Source organism: Chelatococcus sp. YT9, from assembly GCF_018398315.1.
Lineage (GTDB): Bacteria > Pseudomonadota > Alphaproteobacteria > Rhizobiales > Beijerinckiaceae > Chelatococcus.
In genome coordinates, this window is sequence record NZ_JAHBRW010000003.1 from 113,445 (window position 1) to 131,764 (window position 18,320).

13 protein-coding genes and 2 pseudogenes are annotated in these 18,320 nt (G+C 60.0%); 4 read left to right on the forward strand and 11 right to left on the reverse strand.

The window, feature by feature from the left end:
* Position 1 precedes the first annotated feature (1 nt).
* Together KIO76_RS29610 and KIO76_RS29615 are read left to right on the forward strand one after the other, a co-directional pair.
* Entirely contained in the window at positions 2–928 is a 927-nt protein-coding gene (locus KIO76_RS29610; protein ID WP_213327272.1) for an ArdC family protein, read from the forward strand.
* Between the two features lie 130 nt (positions 929–1,058).
* Entirely contained in the window at positions 1,059–2,090 is a 1,032-nt protein-coding gene (locus tag KIO76_RS29615) for an IS110 family RNA-guided transposase (protein WP_213327273.1), read from the forward strand.
* Positions 2,091–2,359: 269 nt separating this feature from the next.
* On the opposite strand, the gene KIO76_RS29620 is transcribed toward KIO76_RS29615, so the two are convergent.
* The 10 genes and pseudogenes from KIO76_RS29620 to KIO76_RS31855 all read right to left on the reverse strand — a co-directional run.
* Positions 2,360–2,638 carry a hypothetical protein gene (locus KIO76_RS29620; protein WP_213327274.1) on the reverse strand — a complete coding sequence of 93 codons (279 nt, stop codon included), beginning with the start codon at positions 2,636–2,638 and terminating at the stop codon, positions 2,360–2,362.
* Between the two features lie 205 nt (positions 2,639–2,843).
* A complete protein-coding gene (locus tag KIO76_RS29625) occupies positions 2,844–3,725 on the reverse strand; it encodes an efflux RND transporter periplasmic adaptor subunit (RefSeq protein ID WP_213327275.1) in 882 nt (293 codons plus the stop codon).
* On the reverse strand, positions 3,716–3,946 hold the full coding sequence (locus KIO76_RS29630) for a DUF1656 domain-containing protein (protein ID WP_213327276.1): 231 nt from the start codon (positions 3,944–3,946) through the stop codon (positions 3,716–3,718). The genes KIO76_RS29625 and KIO76_RS29630 overlap by 10 nt, the downstream gene beginning before the upstream one ends.
* A 12-nt stretch (positions 3,947–3,958) precedes the next feature.
* Positions 3,959–6,127, reverse strand: a complete 2,169-nt coding sequence (locus KIO76_RS29635) for an FUSC family protein (RefSeq protein WP_213327277.1) — start codon at positions 6,125–6,127, stop codon at positions 3,959–3,961.
* Between the two features lie 215 nt (positions 6,128–6,342).
* A complete protein-coding gene (locus KIO76_RS29640) occupies positions 6,343–7,716 on the reverse strand; it encodes an NAD-dependent succinate-semialdehyde dehydrogenase (protein WP_213327278.1) in 1,374 nt (457 codons plus the stop codon).
* Positions 7,717–7,861: 145 nt separating this feature from the next.
* Positions 7,862–8,692, reverse strand: a complete 831-nt coding sequence (locus KIO76_RS29645; protein ID WP_249730241.1) for a haloacid dehalogenase type II — start codon at positions 8,690–8,692, stop codon at positions 7,862–7,864.
* On the reverse strand, positions 8,634–10,091 hold the full coding sequence (locus KIO76_RS29650) for a DHA2 family efflux MFS transporter permease subunit (protein WP_213327279.1): 1,458 nt from the start codon (positions 10,089–10,091) through the stop codon (positions 8,634–8,636). Before KIO76_RS29650 ends, KIO76_RS29645 begins: the two co-directional genes overlap by 59 nt.
* A gap of 831 nt (positions 10,092–10,922) precedes the next feature.
* Positions 10,923–11,084, reverse strand: coding sequence for a hypothetical protein (locus tag KIO76_RS29655; RefSeq protein ID WP_213327280.1), 162 nt, complete (start codon positions 11,082–11,084; stop codon positions 10,923–10,925).
* A gap of 99 nt (positions 11,085–11,183) precedes the next feature.
* Positions 11,184–14,158, reverse strand: a pseudogene (locus tag KIO76_RS29660) (Tn3 family transposase).
* Between the two features lie 823 nt (positions 14,159–14,981).
* A pseudogene (locus KIO76_RS31855) lies at positions 14,982–15,119 on the reverse strand (DUF982 domain-containing protein); the annotation flags it as partial.
* A 687-nt stretch (positions 15,120–15,806) separates the two neighbouring features.
* Here KIO76_RS31855 and KIO76_RS29670 point away from each other — a divergent pair.
* Positions 15,807–16,409: a hypothetical protein gene (locus KIO76_RS29670; RefSeq protein ID WP_213327281.1), complete on the forward strand. Its 603-nt coding sequence runs from the start codon at positions 15,807–15,809 to the stop codon at positions 16,407–16,409.
* A 342-nt stretch (positions 16,410–16,751) separates the two neighbouring features.
* A complete protein-coding gene (locus KIO76_RS29675; RefSeq protein WP_213327282.1) occupies positions 16,752–17,054 on the forward strand; it encodes a hypothetical protein in 303 nt (100 codons plus the stop codon).
* A gap of 710 nt (positions 17,055–17,764) precedes the next feature.
* Here the strand turns inward: KIO76_RS29675 and KIO76_RS29680 are convergent.
* Entirely contained in the window at positions 17,765–18,244 is a 480-nt protein-coding gene (locus KIO76_RS29680) for a helix-turn-helix domain-containing protein (protein ID WP_213327283.1), read from the reverse strand.
* Between the last annotated feature and the right edge of the window lie 76 nt (positions 18,245–18,320).

An 18,320-nucleotide genomic window follows, 5' to 3' on the forward strand; every position in this document is an offset into this window, starting at 1 on the left:
TATGAGCAGGAAAGAAGAGAAGCCGCGCGTCGACGTTTACGCGCGGATCACCGACCAGATCGTCGCGGATCTGGAAAAGGGCGTGCGGCCCTGGATGCAGCCCTGGCGTTCGGGGAACGCCATCGGCCGCGTAACCCGGCCATTGCGCCATAATGGCTTGCCGTATTCCGGCATGAACGTGCTGCTTCTGTGGTCCGAGGCCATGGCGCGGGGCTATGTCTCGCCGGTCTGGATGACTTTCAAGCAGGCGATTGAGCTCGGGGGTGCCGTGCGCAAGGGCGAAACAGGCACGATGGTGGTCTTCGCCAGCCGCTTCACCAAGGCCGAGGCCGACGGCCACGGTGGCGCGGTCGAGCGGGAAATCCCCTTCCTCAAGGCATACACCGCGTTCAACGTCGCCCAAATCGACGGGCTGCCGGATCGCTACTACGCGAAGGCGGAGCCTGTCCGCGATCCGATCGAGCGGATCGAAGCGGCCGACCGCTTCTTCGCCAACACCGGCGCGTTGATTCGGCATGGCGGCGATCGCGCCTTCTATTCCCCCGGCAGCGACCACATCCAGATGCCGCCGTTCCAGACGTTCCGGGATGCGGAATCCTACGTGGCCGTCCTCAGCCATGAGGCCACCCATTGGACATCGGCGTCCCATCGCGTGAACCGCGATCTTAGCCGATATGGCAAGGACGGGAGCGAACGCGCCCGCGAGGAACTCATCGCGGAACTCGGGAGCTGCTTCCTCTGCGCCGACCTCGGCATCGTGCCGGAGCTGGAGCCGAGGCCGGACCATGTCAGCTACCTCGATTCCTGGCTCAAGGTCCTGGCCGAGGACAAGCGGGCGATCTTCTCGGCGGCGGCACATGCGCAGCGCGCCGTCGCCTTCCTGCACGGGCTCCAGCCGGCTGCATCCAAAGAGCGTGAGGCGGTCTGATGTTGCACGCGCTAGATGCCGTAATGGGCCGGTGTCTCAAGAGTAGCCATGCTGTGTGGCTGTCCCTCAGAATGATGTTGTTGAAACGAGGTTCGAGCGATCGGCCTCAAGCATCATGAGAGGAACAGCCGTGGAGCATTATGCAGGAATCGATGTCTCTCTGAAAGAGAGCAACGTGTGCGTCGTCGATACGACTGGAAAAGTGGTTCGCGAGGTGAAGCTCGTCAGCGAGCCGGAGGCCTTGGTTGGGTATTTCGAATTGCTCGGATTGCCTGTTTCCCGGATCGGTCTCGAAGCCGGCCCGCTATCGCAGTGGCTGCATGCAGCGCTCTTGGCTGCCGGCCGTGACGTGGTTTTGCTGGAAACGCGGCACGTGAAGGTGGCGCTTTCAGCGATGACGGTGAAGACTGACCGGAAGGATGCGCGGGGCATCGCGCAACTGCTGCGGATGGGATGGTATCGGCCGGTCCATGCGAAGTCGTCAGCGGCCCAGGACACACGAGCGTTGCTCGTCGGGCGTAAGCTCCTCCAGGGCAAGCTGCTCGATGTCGAGCTCAGCATCCGCGGCATCTTGCGGGGCTATGGATTGAAGGTCGGTGAGGTCAGCCGGGGGCGGTTCGAGGCGCGTATCCAGGACCTGATCGCGGGACACGCCACACTCTCGACGGTGATCGGCGGAATGTTGGCGGCGCGAGCGACGCTATGGAGCGAGTTTACAAAGCTTCATCGGGAGATGCTCCGGATCGCTCGGGCCGACGCGATCTGCCACCGACTGATGTCGGTGCCCGGCGTCGGTGCGCTGGTTTCGCTGACATACCGCTCGGCAGTGGACGACCCGACACGCTTCGGGAAATCCAGCACCGTCGGCGCATACTTCGGTCTGACGCCGAAGAAATATCAGTCCGGGGAAACCGACCGGGATGGCGGTGTCACGAAAATTGGCGGCGCCATGGTACGCACCGCCTTGTTCGAAGCAGCACATATCATGCTGACGCGGGCGACGCGCTTCTCCGGCCTCAAACAGTGGGGGCTGAAAGTTGCGCGGCGGCGCGGAATGAAGCGCGCGAAGGTGGCGCTCGCCCGCAAGCTGGGTGTCGTGCTCCATCGCATGTGGATCGACGCGACCGACTTCCGGTGGAGCGCCGTGCACGTGGCCGCTTGAGAGTAGAAATGAGATTGGGTCGGTCAGGTTAGGCCGGCTCTGTTGGGGTCCCGTCGCCGGGACGCAGGCTTGGCAAGGTCGTGTGTAGTGCTGTGATTGCCTCGGCAAATCACGCTTCCTAGATTGACCTGCCGGCTTGAGGATCTGATGGCATGGTGTGGCAGCCTTCGTGCTGACCACGGACAGAAGCATGATCCTGGCGACGAGATATCGTTCAGAGGGACTTGACGATCAAAGGCCCATTACAGAAGCATTACTTTGGTGAATTTTCAGGAGAGAGCAGTCGGCCGCAGTGCGGACATCGTGTTGATGGTCACCCCTCGAAGGTCGCGATGATGGCGGCCCGGACCGCTGGCAAGGTCGGCTGAGCTGGCGGATCCAGGGTTCTTTTTTCGCTTCGCTTGCTTGAGGCGCCGGGATTGAAGAAAGGCATGAGCGATCATGGCCATGACCGTATGCCGATGCAGCCCGGTGCAGGCGACGCCCGCCATCATCGCTCGTTGCACGCTGCGCGGCGCATAGGCGTGGACCGCGACATAGGTGTCCATGGGACGCGCCCGCTACAGGGCGCATCACAGTGATGACGGAGAGATGCCGCTTCAACCCGGCATCCGTATCCAGGCGAACTTCGCGGAATGTGCCCGCTGGCACTGATGCCAGGTTCCTGCTGCGGGAGGAGGGCCTCGATCCCACGAAGGTGGCCGCTGGAATCAGGATCGCGCGATAGGAGAGGTGGCGCTGCGGCAGGAGGGCCTAGTTGGCCGGCGTGAGAGAATGAACGACGACCGTGGCCGACATACCGGCGACAAGCTGAATATCATCCGGCACATCTTCCAGCGCAATGCGCACGGGAATGCGTTGCGCGAGACGGATCCACTCAAAGTTCGGATTGACTGAAGCGAGCAGGCCGGCACCGGCTGAAGCCTGGTTCGCAATGGCGCGGCTCACGCCTTGCACTTTGCCACGCAGAATCGTTCCACCAGCCATCAGACGTATCTCGGCGTCGTTTCCAACCCTGATCGCCGGCAGCTTGGTCTCCATGAAATAGGCATAGATATAGAAGGAATCGCTATCGACCAAGGCCAGCACGCTGGTCCCGGCGATCGCATAATCGCCCGCGCCGGCCGTGAGGTTCGTGACGAAGCCGTTTGCCGGCGAGCGCACGGTGCTGCGCTCGAGATTGAGTTGAGCCGTGGCAAGTTGCGTCTGTGCAGACTGTAGGGCCGCCACTGCTTCGCTCGCCTTGGTCCGCGATGCTTCTGCTGCCGCAGTCGATATGGCGCCGGGATCTCCCTTTACGACCTGTGCGTCGCGATCGGCATCGTCCTGGGCAAGCTTCAGCGCCGATTGGCTTTGCGCGATGGTCGCCTGCGCCTGCTCGACGGCAAGTATGAAGCGCTGCTGGTCGAGCACGAACAGAACATCTCCTTTCGCGACTTTCTGGTTGTCGACCACGTTCATTGTCGTGATCGTTCCCGAAACGTCCGGGGCGACCTGAACGACCGTGGCCTGCACGATCGCATCGCGTGTCCAAGGGGACAGGGTGTAGAAATTCCACAACCACCACCCCACCAGCCCGGCGGCGGCAGTGACGACGAGTGTGAGAACGACGCGCAGTGTCGCGGTCACAGCCATGCGAGATTCCCCAAGCCGACAACGCCACCCGTCACAAGCACATAAAGCGCGATGTTGAACAACGGACGGTGCCAGACAAACCTATAGAAGCCGATTTTTCCAAAAGCCCAACGCAAGATAACAAAGGGAACGATTGCCGCTGTCGCCCAGAACGCCAGCGGCGGCAGATAGAAACCGAGTAGTTCCATGGTGTGAAATACAGTGAGATTTGGCTGGCCCATGCTCGGCTCCCGTTATCTCTTGGCAAAATCGCGTTCCAGATAAGCCCGGTCGATGGAGAAGCGATCCGCGATGAAACGTAGAGCCGCACCGGCCCGCAGAACGGGTCGCGCTTCGGGACCGGGCACAAGAGGCAGCGAGGAAAGGTAGCCCCGCATCCCCGACACGATAGCTTCGGCCCTTGCAAGGGCCGGCCCGCAATCGGCAGGATCGCTGGCAACGGCTTCTAGAGACGATGCAAACTGCTCCAGGAAGCGTTTCAACTCGCCGGCCACGTCGGCGGGTGTATCGACATTCGATCCAAGTTCCACCAGTCGACCGAGTTCGATCGCAACCGACGCGGCGCCTAGTGTTCCCCTGAAGAAGTCCTCGTCGCGCTGCTGATCGAGGGCGAGGCGTGAAAGAAGGGATGCCAGCATGGCGACGATCTCGTCGGAGGCGCGATCCGGGTTGGCCGACCCGCGCGCCACCTGAGGCAGGACCGTGCCGACCACGCGCCGCCAGCTCCTGTCTCTCCTGGCTCGCGAGTTCACCGGCGTTGCCGCGATCACGGCAAGGCAGATGACCATGCCGAGGAGCAATGCGATCGCGTTGCTGATGAATGCCTGCTCTTCCGGCACGAAGACATTGCCGGTGCTCATTTCGGAGATCGCAAAGGCGCCGAACGCAATACCGGCCAGGGCATGGCTGGGGGTGCCGGCCATGAGACCCGGCACAAACAGGATCGGCATGAGCACCGCGGCCAGTGCACCGAAGCCTTCGAGGTGCGGAAGCACGAAGATCATGGCGAGATAGGCAACAACGATGCCTGCCGCGGTCCAGATCAGGTAAGTGCGCGCAGCCGCCCGCTGATCGTCCTGATTGACGGCCAGGAAGAGCGTGTTTCTGCCGCCAGAAACCGCGGTGAAACCTTCGCTCCAACCGCTTGCCATCCAGAAGACACTGAGCAGCGCGATCGCGAGCGCAGCCTGGATGCCGAGCAGCAGCGCCTCTCGCTCAGTTGCAGGATCGCGTTTGTGGAGATGGCGCAACGATACGCTGCGGCCCCTGTCGTCCAGGCTTGCGGCCTCGGTCAGAACCACCTTGGCCAGGCCGTCGAGCAGATCGCCAACGCGGTTCAGGATCAGCAGCCCGTTGGCCAGCGGCTCGAAGGGCGCCACGCCGGCCATAGCCTCGAGATCGGCCGCCGCCGCGTCCAATTCCCGGTGCGACTGACGCAGTTCGCCGCGGAGTTCTTCCGGTGTCCGCCATATAAGCGGATCGGCTCCGGCCTCCTCGACCCGCTGTGCGATCGCTTCCAGTGTCGGGCGCAGACGTGTCTCCACGACCCGCGCATTGCGCTCGTCAAATGCATCGAGGCGGACGAAGAGCCCCCGGCCGACCGACAGCACGATCAGGAATTCGTGGACGATGCGCTCCACGCCCGCAGCGTCGGCCCGCATTTCTGGTCCCTCGAAGACAGTCGAGGAACGCAACGCGTCGAAGGAAACGACCTTGCGCACCATCTCGCCACGCAGCTTGGCGAAGACGGCCAGAGATGCCGAAAGGCGCAACGCCGTCGCGACATAGCCCGTCAGGTCGCGGAACGTGCTGGAGAGCGCCTCACGCAGCGCCTCGCCGGCATAGCGTGGCAGGACGATCATCCCCATCACCGTGCCGCAGCCTATGCCGATCAGGATCGCGCCGATGCGGTTTGCGGCGATCGACCATGCATTGAGTGGGTCGACGGATCCCTCATAGGCGACGAGCAGGAAAGTATAGCCCGCAAGGAGCATGCCGTAGGAGACGAAATTGCGAAGCCGTGCGCCGAGGTAGAAGGTCACCCCGACCATCGTCACGGTCGTGGCGACAAGCAGTTCCGGCGCCTGCGAAGAGAGTGCGACGGTTGCCAGTCCCAGCAATCCGCCGCCAATGGTCCCCATGGCGCGCCATACGCCTTTTGAAAGAGTGGCCCCGACGGTTTGTTGCGCGAGCAGATAGACCGTCAGCGTCGCCCATTGTGGGTCATCCAGATTCAGCCAGTAGGCGATCGCAAGCGCGAGGATCGCTGCGCCGGCAGTTCTCAAGGAAAAGATGATATTCCGCCAGCCGATATCGAGAGAAAACAAGTGCCCAAGAGCGTGCTGGATGGCGCAATCCCTGTCGGCCGCCCGCTGGAAAGGATCATTTTGCCTCGGTTCCATAGCTGATCCAATGCCGGCCTACACCAATATGTCCATAGGTTTCGCCAAGATAGAGACAATATTGGCAAAAATTATTATTGATTCTCGCCAATACGGACCACATGCGATCTTGATCGAATCGTTGAAGAGCCCGGCGTGTCGGCGAGAGAGAGGAGCGATCGACGTCGCGATCGATCCTCTCTCTGGCGCGACATCAGGCCGGGCGTCGATCCGTGTCAGAAAGCCGCGACGCGGATCAGCTTCTTGTTCACGAACTCACTAATGCCCAGATGGGACAGTTCGCGGCCATATCCGGAGTTCTTGACGCCTCCGAACGGGAGTTCAGGTGCACTCCCGGTTGCTTCGTTGATGAAGACCATTCCGGACTCGATCAGGCGCGCGATACGCTTTCCGCGTTCGATGTCTTTGGTGATGACAGTCGCGCCCAATCCAAAGGGAGAATCGTTTGCAAGCTTTACGGCCTCGGCTTCGTTCTCCACCCGGAAGATCATGGCTACCGGCGCGAAGAATTCCTGCCGATAGGCCGGGTTGTCCGGCCGCACCTCGGTGAGGATGGTAGGAGCGAGGAAGAAGCCGCGCCGGTCGAGCTTCGTGCCCCCGAGCAGGATCTTCGCGCCGCCCCCGACCGCAGCATCTATCTGCTTCAGGACGAGGCCGAGGGCTGCATCGGTACAAAGTGGGCCCAATGATGTATCGGGGTCCATGGGATCGCCCGGCTTCACACTTTCCAACCCGGCCTTGAAGCGGCTGATGAACGTGTCGGCAATGCTGTCCAGGACAATGAAGCGCTTCGCTGCCGTGCAGGCCTGTCCGGTATTCTGCATCCGACCCCATACGGCCGATTTGACGGCGATGTCGAGATCGGCGTCGTCCAGGACGATGAACGGGTCGCTGCCGCCGAGTTCCATCGTGCTCTTCTTGAGCGCTTGACCCGCTTCCGAAGCCACCGCGGCGCCGGCTCTTTCACTGCCTGTAAGAGCCACTCCTCTGATCCGGTCATCTGCGATGATCGTGGCCGACTGTTCATTCGTTGCGAAAACGTTGGTCCAAACTCCCGCCGGGGCGCCTGCGTCGAGAAACAGCTTTTCAAACGCCAGCGCGCACTGCGGCACGTTCGGAGCATGCTTGCAGAGGATGGTGTTGCCGAGCATGAGGTTCGGCGCGGCGACGCGTGCCAGCTGGTAGTAAGGATAGTTCCACGGCTCGATGCAGAAGAGCACGCCCAGCGGCCCACTCTCGATGACGGCCTCGCCGCTTTTGACGAGAAGCTTTTCAGGCGCCAGAAAGACGGCGGCGTTGTCGGCATAGTAGTCGAGGATGTCGGCGCATAGATCGACTTCCCATTGCGCCTCCCTGAACAATTTTCCCATCTCCAACACGCTTAGCTTGGCGTATTGGTCGGTGTTTTCCCGCAAAAGCGAGGCAGCCTTCTTCACAATGCCTCCGCGTTCAGCGAGCGACCGTCGACTCCAGTCGGCTTCATAGGCGTTTGCTGCCTTGGCGATTATCGATTCGAGCTCCTGGTCAGTGTGAAGCGGAAATGTCTGGATCCGTTCTTCAGTATAAGGATTGATCGTTTGATACTGCATGACGCAATCTCCGTTCTTTTCTGAAATTCCTAGACTGCGCAAACCCGTCGGATCAACGGCACGGGCGTCAGGCGGTCATTGCTCTGGTGTGTCGAATTGCTGTGGCCGGCGGGCTGATGCCATACGGGCGTGACCACAACCGCCGTCAAATGGCTCCCAACCTGTCCGCGAGAGCGGTGAAACTATCGACACAGCAGTCGATCCAGCTCTCTGGCGCGATATCGGGCTGGGCGTCCGGACCGAACTCAAGAGGGCGTGCGACGAATGCCGTGCGCATGCCGAACGCCTTGGCCGCCCGCAGATCATACTTGTGACAAGCAACCATCAAGATTTGATCAGGCCGATAGCCAAGATAATCCACGGCCAGTTGATAGACCTCCGGTGCCGGCTTGTAGATCTTGGCCAGTTCCGCGGTGAGTACCGCATCGAACGGCAATTGTGCATGTTTGGCGATCGAGACAGCAGCCGCCATGCCCGTGTTGGACAAAGTCGCAATCGTGAAATGACGGCGCAGGCGTGTCAGCCCTTCGACAGAGTCCGGCCAAGGGTCAAGCTGTGACCATACGGCGTTGAGCGCGTCACGCTCTTCCTGAGTGAACTCAAGGCCGTGGCTCTTGAGCAATGTGTCGAGCGTTTCGCAGTAGATATGATCGACTCTTGTCCACGGCCGTTTTCCTTCAATGACTTCGTCGAGCATCTGCCGGTAGAGACCGCGCCATTCGGTCGACATTTCGGACCAGTTGATAGAAAGTCCTTTGCTGCGATTGATGGCGGTTCCAGCACGGAGCAGCGGTTCATAGAAGTCGGCGGTGGTACCCTGGACGTCGAAAGCAATCGCCTTCAACTCATTGCGCCACATTGACGGCTCGAACGATTCATCTGCCATTTCTGTCTCCATATCGATTTTTGAGTGCGCTTTAGTACGGGTCCGAGGCAGGTTGATGGCTGCGATCCGGGATCGCGTCCTGTCGCTCATGGGCGGTAGAAAGTCCGGCAGGGCGGACCCAGCACAAGAGCGCCGCAAGCGACGCCAGCAGGGCGAGTACGCTCACAGCCATCTTTATGGCGGACGTCAGATCCGTCGTGCTGGCGCTGAGAGCGCTCGAACCGCCTGTGAGGAGACGCAATTGCCACGACAACAAGCTTGTCGCCATCGCAATACCCACGCTCGTTCCCAGATCACGGGTGACGTTCAGCAGGCTGCCGGCCTCGCCGGACTCCGTGACGGAGGCGCTCCCCATGATCGCGTTGTTGTTGGGCGCGAAGAACGTGCCCTCGCCGATGCCGACGACAACGGGGGACAGCGTGATGTGGGGTAGGCTCGGCTCTGCCGCTTCAAATTGAATGTACAAGGAAAGGAGGCCGATACACACGATCAGCATTCCGCAGGAGCAAAGAATGCGATTTCCGATGCGATCGGACAGAGCCCCGCTGATGGGCGCAAAGATGCCGAGCGCGATCGGTATGGTCGTGAGGCGAAGGCCGGCGGAGAACGCGCTCTCTCCAAACACGCGCTCGAACGCGAACGGCATGAGAAAGAACAATCCGAACAGGATGATGAAAGCAAATAAGCCGACCAGATTTCCGCAAGCAAAAGACCATTTCTTGAACAGGCCGAGTGGAATGAGAGGATCGGACGAGCGGCGTTCCCAAGCGATGAGGGCGACCGTCAGGAGAATACCGGCCGCGGCACTTCCCAGGACGCCGGGCGAGGTCAAGCCCCAGGAGCCGACTTGGTTGATGGCCAGCATCAGCGCGCCGAGCGCCGGCACCAGCAGCAGGGCGCCGAGCAAGTCGAAACGGCTGCCGGGCTTGCCCGCACTGGTTTCGGGAACGATGAACCATGCCAGGATCATTCCCAAAAGACCGAACGGCACGTTCACCCAGAACACCCAGCGCCAGTCCAGCGTATCGACGATCCAGCCACCTGCCGTCGGGCCGGCGCAGAGACCAATCGCCTGCACCGCAGCCTGAATCCCGAGGGCCTTGCCCCGCAGCTTGGCGCCCACAACGGACACGATGATGGCTACGCTGTTGGCGGCGATCATGGCCGCGCCGACCGCTTGCAGCGCCCGAGCCGCGATCAGGGCTTCGATTCCGGGTGCGAAGCCGCATAGCGTTGAGCCCACGATGAAGACCAGGAAGCCGGCGGCATACTGCTTCTTCCGGCCGAACATGTCGGCCAGCCGTCCGAAAACCGGAAGCATGACCGTAGCAACGAGCAGGAATATCACCGCGACCCAGCTGACTTCGGCGATGGATGCTGAAAAGGTGCGCTCGAGCGCAGGCAGCACAAGCTGAGTGATGCTGGCATCGAGTTGCCCCATGAAGGAGCCGACGCAGACAACGGCGACGACAATCCAGACCTTCGGCATCTTGTGTGCCGGAACAGCAGAGGACGTCCCGCTGCTCCGTGCAGCAGCTTCCGGCTCTTGCGAGCGAATATGAAACGCGTTGCCTTGCATCGCATCATATCCCCAGATCTTGCCCGACGCGCAGCACCGGAAAGCTTGTTCAGTCGCACCGTGGGCTGGAACCCAAGGTGAGCCCTCAGCTTGCTTGATCCGACAAGCCGCCTGCCTCGGCGCAACGGTGTCGTCCGGCTCTCCGCAACGCTATGTAATGCGTCACACTAGAGTGTCACGTTTTATTTAGACAAAAGCTCAGCGGCCGGCAAGCGCATTCTGCTGGTGCGATGGCCTCGAACTGACCGGAAGCGATCACCCCTTGGTAAGCGGCAGGCTGGCAGCCGCATCTATGACTAGCAAGCCTGATCGAGGTGAAGTCGTTACGTCGGTGGCGCGTAGTCGACGCGGGAGCGCCTCGGGGAGGGCATGGAGAGCCGGTGTGGCCAGAAGGTACCCCGCCGGGCGGCCGAAAAGCAGCACCGGCTGGAGGCGATCCACGCCCCGAAGGCCACGCTCCGAAGCAGAGAGCAGTTCAGGCCCACCCGCCCGATCCCGATTTCGAGATGGGCCGGGTGCGTGGTCCGGCACGTGTCTGCAGAACCGTCTCTTGCGGGCAGAGGATAGCGAGCCGGGCGGACCGGGCGGAGAAGGATTTCGCCGATCCCGACCGCCGCATGCTGCCGATGCGCGGCGGCATCATCCAAGACCGGCTTCATCTGTCGCTAGCTGGAAGAACCAGATTGCCGTCGATGCCACTCGTCAGGCCATCGCGGCACATCACTGCCTGACCGCGCGGCCTCACAGCGTCTCGCCGCGATAAAGCGATCCCTGCCCGCATCGCGCGCGGCTCCAGATCTCGTCATCGCGCAATTCGGTCTGGATCAGTTCCACTGGGACCCCACCATCGTCGATGATGGCGACGTGGAACCCGTCGATCGGCTCATACGGACCGAGGATCACCTGCTCCCCGTCGATTGCCGCCGCAAGGTCCGGCACCTTGAAGGGGGCGGGACAAGAGCAGTTCGAAATCGTACGCTAAGGTCGAACGGAGCAGGAACGTTATGCGGCACGCCGTAGCCCAGCCGGGAGGCGAAGCAATCTGAAGCCTTCCGGGAGATTTTGCTCGCTGTCCCAGGTGTAGATGCCTGTCAGGTTGATATGCTCCCAACTCAGCGGCGAGATATGCCTCAATAGGGACTCTGGAATGTTCCTTCCCGCTCGTTTGAGCTCTTTGACCGCGCGGTCGAGATAGACCGTGTTCCAGTGGACGATCGCGCTGACGACAAGATTGAGGCCTGATGCGCGGAATGCCTGACTTTCGAACGACCGGTCGCGGAGTTCGCCACGCTCATGGAAGAAGACTGCGCGTTTGAGTTTGTGCGCTGCCTCGCCCTTGTTGAGGCCGGCTTGGCAGCGCCGGCGCAATGTCGAGTTCGAGTACCATTCGGTCATGAAGAGCGACCGCTCGATGCGGCCGAGTTCCCGAAGAGCCTTGGCCAGCTGGCTTTCCTTCGGTGATGCCGAGAGCTTCTTCAAAATCGTAGAGGGCACAACGGCGCGGGTGGTGATCGATGCCGCTAGATGAAGCAGATCATCCCAGTGATCGAGGATCAGGGTGGTGTTGATCGGCGCCCCGATGTGGTTCGACAGCGCCGGGTATGCGTCGCCTTTCTCGAACGTGTGGAACTTCCGATCTTTGAGATTGCGCAGTCGTGGTGCGAACCGCTTGCCGATCAGAGCGAATAGCCCAAAGACGTGATCGCTCGCGCCGCCGGTGTCGGTGAAGTGCTCCTGTATTTCGAGGATTGTGTCCTGATCGAATAGTCCGTCGAGCACATAGGCAGCCTCGCTTTCGGTCGGGCTGATGGGCAAGATGCTGAAGTAGCCGTACTGATCTGACAGATGGCTGTAGAACTTCGATCCGGGCTCACTGCCGTAATGTAGATTGATGTCTCCGCGCTTTGCGGCTCGGTCGCTTGCTCGGAAGAATTGGCCATCGGATGATGACGTCGTGCCATTGCCCCAAAGGCAAGAATGCGGATGGCGGGTGTGTGCGTCAGTCACGCAGGCCTGGGCCGCGCGGTAGGTCTCTGACCGGGCATGGAAGGCGCGCATCCAACTGATCTGGTGAGCGCTGATGCCTTTGGACGCGCTGGCCATTCGCTTTGGACCGAGATTGGTCGCATCGGCCAGTACGCCAGCCAGCATGGCCGAGACATTCCTCGGAGTGTCACCCGTTCGAACATGCGTGAAGCAATCCGCAAAGCCGGTCCATTCGTGCACTTCCCGCAGGAGGTCCGGCACCTCGACCAACGGATAAAGCTCGCTGATCTCGGCGTTCAGTTCCTCCGCTGCAGCGGGAACCTCGCCGGCGGCCGGCGTGACGATCAAGGTACCAGCTTCAAGGCGAACACCTTCAAGCTTTCCGGATCGTGCCCTGTGCGCCAGGCGCTTCAGGTTGAAGTCGAGCATCTGCCGCGCTTCGGTAAGCCACGCCGCGCCGTCTTCTTGGACACCAAGTCCGAGGCGATCTTCATCTTTCAGGATGGTGAACGTTGATCGCGGCATCAGGTGCTCGTCGATCGGTCGGAAGGATCGGCTGCCATCGACCCAAATGTCCGCAGATCTAAGCCGGTCTCGCAAAGCCGCGAGGGTTGCAATCTCATAGAGACGGCGATCGGGCTTCTCCTGCCCGAGGATCAGCCGTCGATCGGCTTGGCTGAGGTGGGTGACCGGGACGCGATCCGGAAGGGTCCGCCGCTTCTCGGCATAGAGCCGCTTCAGCAGCAAAATCGCCGCAAGAAGGGGATCGTGGCGGCGCGCTGAGCGGAACGTGAACGTCTGCAGGAACGCACCGGCATACTTATTGACGGTGGCATATTGCTCGACCGCTAAGGTCAAGGGCGATGCCTCGTTGTCGCCGACCATCGACTCAAGCTCAGGCTTCATCCGAAGCAACCGGTGCCATCCAACTTCCTGATCGAGAACCTCCAATGCGTTCCGGCCATAATCGTTCGCGGACTGCAGGGCTGTGATCGTGTCCAGGAACATGCGTAGCGCTTTGGCGGTATCCGGCCTGCAGTCCATGTGCCGCTGCTTCTTGCGGTTATTGGCTTGCGAGAACAGCCGACCTATCAGCTTGATGAACATCGACCCTGCATCGTCCGTGAGCTTCTGGCCGAGCTTGATAATCTGCGCCACGATTAGCGCGTGTCGACGGCTGGCATTGAAGTCGTTGGCCAGCCATGCCGGTGTGGCGTTGCCTTCACGGATCATCTGATCCCACCGTCCAGACGATATGCGTATCTGCAATCTCGGATCGATTTCTAGCTCGCGCAGGAAGGCAATCCGTTCGGTCAGCCCGACCAGGTTTGACGTACCTGGCGCATCCGGCGCTGATCGTAGCCAATGAAATCGCGTCTGGCCGATAGCCGGGTCAACCTCCAACAGCTTATCCAACGATGAAGCGTATCGACCGAAATTTCTTCGATCAGCGCTCTCTCTGCCCGCCGACGGGCAATGGCGCGGGCAGCAAGACCGATCCGTTCGATCGTGTCGATTGCTGGCAGAAGAGATCCGCGTTCACGAAACATGGCGACAGTAGCACTCGCTATCGCGCCACCGTCGTCGGACATCGCGGCCGCCTGAATTGCAGCCAACAGCGCAGCCCTACGGTCTTGCGCCGTCGCGCTCCGCGCGGCCAGATAAACCATCAAGCGAGCAATGTGATCGCGCCGCGTTTCTTCACGGCGTGCATAGAGCGCAAACTTTCCAGCGTCGGCGCCAATCTGCTCAGCAACGTACTCTAGCATTGCGCGAGGCGGAGTTTCATCGGTCGCCAACACCCTGCCTGGATATCGCATCAGGCAGAGCTGAACGGCAAATCCGAGCCGATTGTGTTCTCGTCTGCGAAGTCCAATCTCAAGCCTGTCAGCCGACGACAACGAATAGTGCCGGATGAGGCCGTCCTCATCGGTTGGTATATCGAAAAGTCTCTGTCGATCTTGGACCTTGAGAAGCCTCCGTTTACCCATTGCCCGACTCCATCTCCGACCAATCTGCCGGGAGCGTTGTCGAGTCGGACGGACGAAGAAATCAAGATTGGTGCATTGCGATGGCAATCCACAGGGATCGGATGCTGGACATCCGGGCTACGGCGCCGTTCATGCTCCGTTCGCCCTTAGCGTACGATTTCGCACTGCTCTTGTCCGCCCCCCTTCTCGCGTACGCGCGTACTGCCCCGGCAACTCCCGTCGCCGACCGCGAGCTTGGCCATAAGTCCTTGGTCGGTTATAACTTCATAAGCAACTATTCCTGCGATGGGGGTCGCATGAATCGGGAATCCATCCAGCAGCAACTGCTCTTGGCGGAAAGTTACATCCGGAGAGGCGAGCACCGTATGGCGCGGCTGCACGAGCTAGCCTCGCTACTAACAGCTGCGGGTATGGATGCGGCGGGCGTGGTGGCCCAGCAGGAGCAAGAACAACGTCAGCAGAAGATGCGGGAGATGGACCGGGGCCGGCTTCTCGCGATGCTGGCATGTACGAGTAATCCGCAAGAACATCAACGGGCCGGAGCCTACCCGCCTAACTCGATAGCAGGATACCAGACGCTATTCGCCCGACGCGGAGCCACTTGTATATTCGCTAATGTGCGGGCGCATCACCCAGTCCAACCGCAATCTGACGAGCTTCCCGACCTTCACCTTGAATAACGAGGCTCCGCGACGCGTCGGAACGGCGCTCCAAGCCAGGACTTCTGTGTCATCCGCCGCGATCCCGAGACGGGCGGCATGTCGCAGGTGAGCGAAACGGCCGCTGGCTAGTGGCGGGGTTAGCTGCTGATCGCGTCTCAGTTCTAGACCATCCCTGCTTCCTCAGCAGCATTGATAAAGGCCGATCGCGCGATATCGATGGTCTTTAGCGTCTTGACTTTGAAGGCCCCGTAGCAGGCTTCCATAGCAATGAGACGCTCATCACACGTATCACCGGGATCAGGCCATCCCTCAAAAGGAGCCGCGACGCCTCTTCCACGCTCGTGACCGTCCGTCGCGTGCTGTCAGACACCCATACGTCAACAGGTTCGAACCGTAGGCGAGAAATGTCCGAACCTAGCACAATGTCCCGCTTGCGCCTGGCGAATGCGCGTGCTCGACTATCTTGAGCGCTTCTACTGCACGACACTCCGGGTGATTGGCGAGACGGACAAGTGGCAGCAGACGACATCGACGAGGCGACGTCCTTGATCGCTCAGATGCCTGTCGAGCATTCCGGGGACCTACCTACAGTCCGGATCACAGAAACGGGGCGCCTACACGCCCGGCAGCTATCCGAAATCCCCGATAAGGAATCTTCATCATCAACGACAATACACCTGACCTGAGATCAATCACATAGCTACGGTCAATTCACCTCGGTGACGTTGCTGTCGAACTTGGAGGAGTTCGCTTTCGTGTGCTTTGCGCTAGTTGTCCGCTACCCCCGTAGCCGCACAGTCGGGTGCAACACGGTAACAGGCAAAGTTGCGTCAAGACCTAGACTAGCTGTCTCCGGATGTCTCAGAAGTAAGCGGTGCCGAGGTCGCACTATATGTGCCCAGGCAACATATACAGCGTAACGGCTACGACGTATCGTCAAGCCGCGCCGTAGATGATAAGGTCGCACTGATTAAGCGAGGCGCACAATGCCAGAATGGATTGCAGGTTTTGCGAATTCGCTTAGGGAGCGTTCACTTCCCCATGGCTTGCTGCTAGTGGTGCTCGGTACACTGCTCTATTCGGCGGAGCTCTATGAATGGCCCTACGCCGATGCTCTTGCTTCTCTCCGGGGATTCTCTGGCCTCTGCGTTCTCGTAGGCGCAGCAATCATCATCGTATGCGCCCTGGGAAATGGTGTCGTGCTTATACGACGTATCGCAAGCCAACGGAAAACACATGCCGAACATCAACTCAGGCTAGAGATGGAACTGCATTATGTGAAAACCATCTCAGGTTCTCTCTCCAACTATGAGAGAGGTCTTTTACTGTTTCTTCTCAAGAAGGATCCGCCGGAGTTTTGGATCGACGTTGATAAGGTGCCGTTTAGCCGACTGGCCCAGTTGAATTGCTTCATGCCAGTAGTTCGACCAAGCGATCTTGCGTGGGGAGGTCCAACTTTCGTCACGTTTACCCCTTCGTTCCGCAGGCACCGCGACGCATTGGCTGAGTTCATCGCCGCCCAACCACACGCTTCAGTTGAAGGAGACAAATGGTTACAAGCCCTCATGAGAGTTCCTAGTGCTAGGTAAATTCCTGTTGTTCTCTTTCTCTGTTTTTTGTTCGCCTATGAAGAGGCGATGTCAGGGCCAATTTCCTTCCCTCCGGTTTTTAGGTGAGCTGGCAAGGCGAGCAATCGCCAACACGTCAAATGCTCGTTTTTTTGCCCATTCACATACCGCGCTCGAACAGGACCAAGGGTTCGAACGCACAAGGACCGAGGAGCTAGCGTCTCGGGTCCGATGCACGAAGGCTGTCGGATGCCGGCATACACGTCAGTTGGGAGACAATCCCCTGGGTCCATTATCTCAGACGGACCGGCCAGTACCACCGTCTGACTAACATGATGCGTATGGTACGAGAGGAAGGTTCTGATGAGTAAGGTGTATTCCGTCACGCGAGTAGTCGTCGCCAGAGGGGCTGTCGAGAGCGTGACGAGCCGGGTAGCGCTCGATGCTGAAGGCGCGAAACATGCTCTCCGTGAGCTGTCGCATACCCCTGATGACGAACCATGGCTCTCCGAGGATCTCGTGGCGATTGCCAGAGAGATGACCAACGCGATCGCTGCAGGTCAAATCTACTTCTTCGTCCAGCAGCACGACATCGAGCTCCATGTGACCATCCCCGTCTACACGATGGAACAGCTCTCAAAAATGAGCGCTAAGAAAGTCGCATAGCGGCTCGCGTTTCTAACGAGCAGGGACGATTACGAAGAGCGATCGATTTGACAAATGTATGCAGACATTGCGAGCGTCACGAAGCGCTCAGTGACGTTTAGATGAGCGGCAGCCAATTTGCCCCTGTCGGTGCGGCGCCGCGTCAGGTAAGGAGCGTTCAGTTAGTTTTGGGCACAACGTCAAAATGACGGCTATGATCGTCGCCTCCACACCGAGCGTTCAAGATAACTCGGGATAGGGCCTGCGCCTTGATCGCTCCTGCCGAGGTAGGACGTACTTCATAATTTCTTCACACCAGGTATGTGAACGAAGCTCCTCAAGCGCGAGGCTTCGAAAGCACCTTGTCGCACTCTTGGACAATTTCCCCGATCATACAATCGACGCGAGTGCCGTGGGCGCGCTGGGCGCTACTGTAGATGAGAAGAAAGCGATCGAACTCGCCAGCCTGCAGCATACGGTAGCGAACCCTGTGGAATCGGAGTGCGAATGATTCTGCCTGGGCGGTTCGCTCTACTTTCACCTCACACCTCGAGAACGCTTTCCAACGTACGCTGAGGGAGCGAGATGAGACCACCTCTCTGCTCGCTCTGAGCTTTCGTATCGACGGCATTTCTGAGCTTCGAAGACGATGACGCGCCCGCAGAGCCGAATCCAAACCGCGCTCTCAGCTTTTGGGACAGAGCACCGAGCACAATGCGGCCTCCTTCTCACTAAGGGTGAGATCCGTCGGTTTGCCCGGCCGCTGCTTCATGAAGTGCTATTGACGCGGCCGAAAGATCCGGAGCTCCAAAGTGTTCTTGCGAAGCAACCTTAAGGATTTTCTGAACGGTGGCCAACGACATACCCGTGGCACGGGCAAGTTTGCGAAGGGGCCAACTCTCGCCGCTGTTTTTGTGGAGCAGGTGCAGCGAGATGACCGCCTCAATCGCCTCGGCGCTGAACCTCGGCATGCGGCCGCGGCGCGGCTCCTTTATTCCATCTAACCCCAGCGCCGCATAACGAGTCCGCCATTTCCCAACAGCGTGCCGGGAAAGACCAACAGCGAGGCTGATCTCGCCATTGTGGGCATTTGTTTCCGCCATCAGGATGCAGCGCGCTCTCACCCGTTCTTCGGGCGTTGCGGTCGTCATCCAATGTCTAAGTTCGAGGCGCGCGGCGTCGGAAAGGGGCGCTGTGGGCTTTGTCTTCATGATTCCCTCCGGTGCGGTATCGCGCGGGGCGACTGGTGCAGCCTCAACGGGAAGATCAACATGTGTGACAATGAAA

Excerpts from the sequence above, each read along its gene's own strand:
- KIO76_RS29610 (WP_213327272.1), top strand. The coding sequence starts at position 2 with ATGAGCAGGAAAGAAGAGAAGCCGCGCGTCGACGTTTACGCGCGGATC.
- KIO76_RS29620 (WP_213327274.1), bottom strand. The coding sequence starts at position 2,638 with ATGGACACCTATGTCGCGGTCCACGCCTATGCGCCGCGCAGCGTGCAA.
- KIO76_RS29625 (WP_213327275.1), bottom strand. The coding sequence starts at position 3,725 with ATGGCTGTGACCGCGACACTGCGCGTCGTTCTCACACTCGTCGTCACT.
- KIO76_RS29630 (WP_213327276.1), bottom strand. The coding sequence starts at position 3,946 with ATGGGCCAGCCAAATCTCACTGTATTTCACACCATGGAACTACTCGGT.
- KIO76_RS29635 (WP_213327277.1), bottom strand. The coding sequence starts at position 6,127 with ATGGAACCGAGGCAAAATGATCCTTTCCAGCGGGCGGCCGACAGGGAT.
- KIO76_RS29640 (WP_213327278.1), bottom strand. The coding sequence starts at position 7,716 with ATGCAGTATCAAACGATCAATCCTTATACTGAAGAACGGATCCAGACA.
- KIO76_RS29645 (WP_249730241.1), bottom strand. The coding sequence starts at position 8,692 with ATGAGCGACAGGACGCGATCCCGGATCGCAGCCATCAACCTGCCTCGG.
- KIO76_RS29650 (WP_213327279.1), bottom strand. The coding sequence starts at position 10,091 with ATGCCGAAGGTCTGGATTGTCGTCGCCGTTGTCTGCGTCGGCTCCTTC.
- KIO76_RS29670 (WP_213327281.1), top strand. The coding sequence starts at position 15,807 with ATGCCAGAATGGATTGCAGGTTTTGCGAATTCGCTTAGGGAGCGTTCA.
- KIO76_RS29675 (WP_213327282.1), top strand. The coding sequence starts at position 16,752 with ATGAGTAAGGTGTATTCCGTCACGCGAGTAGTCGTCGCCAGAGGGGCT.
- KIO76_RS29680 (WP_213327283.1), bottom strand. The coding sequence starts at position 18,244 with ATGAAGACAAAGCCCACAGCGCCCCTTTCCGACGCCGCGCGCCTCGAA.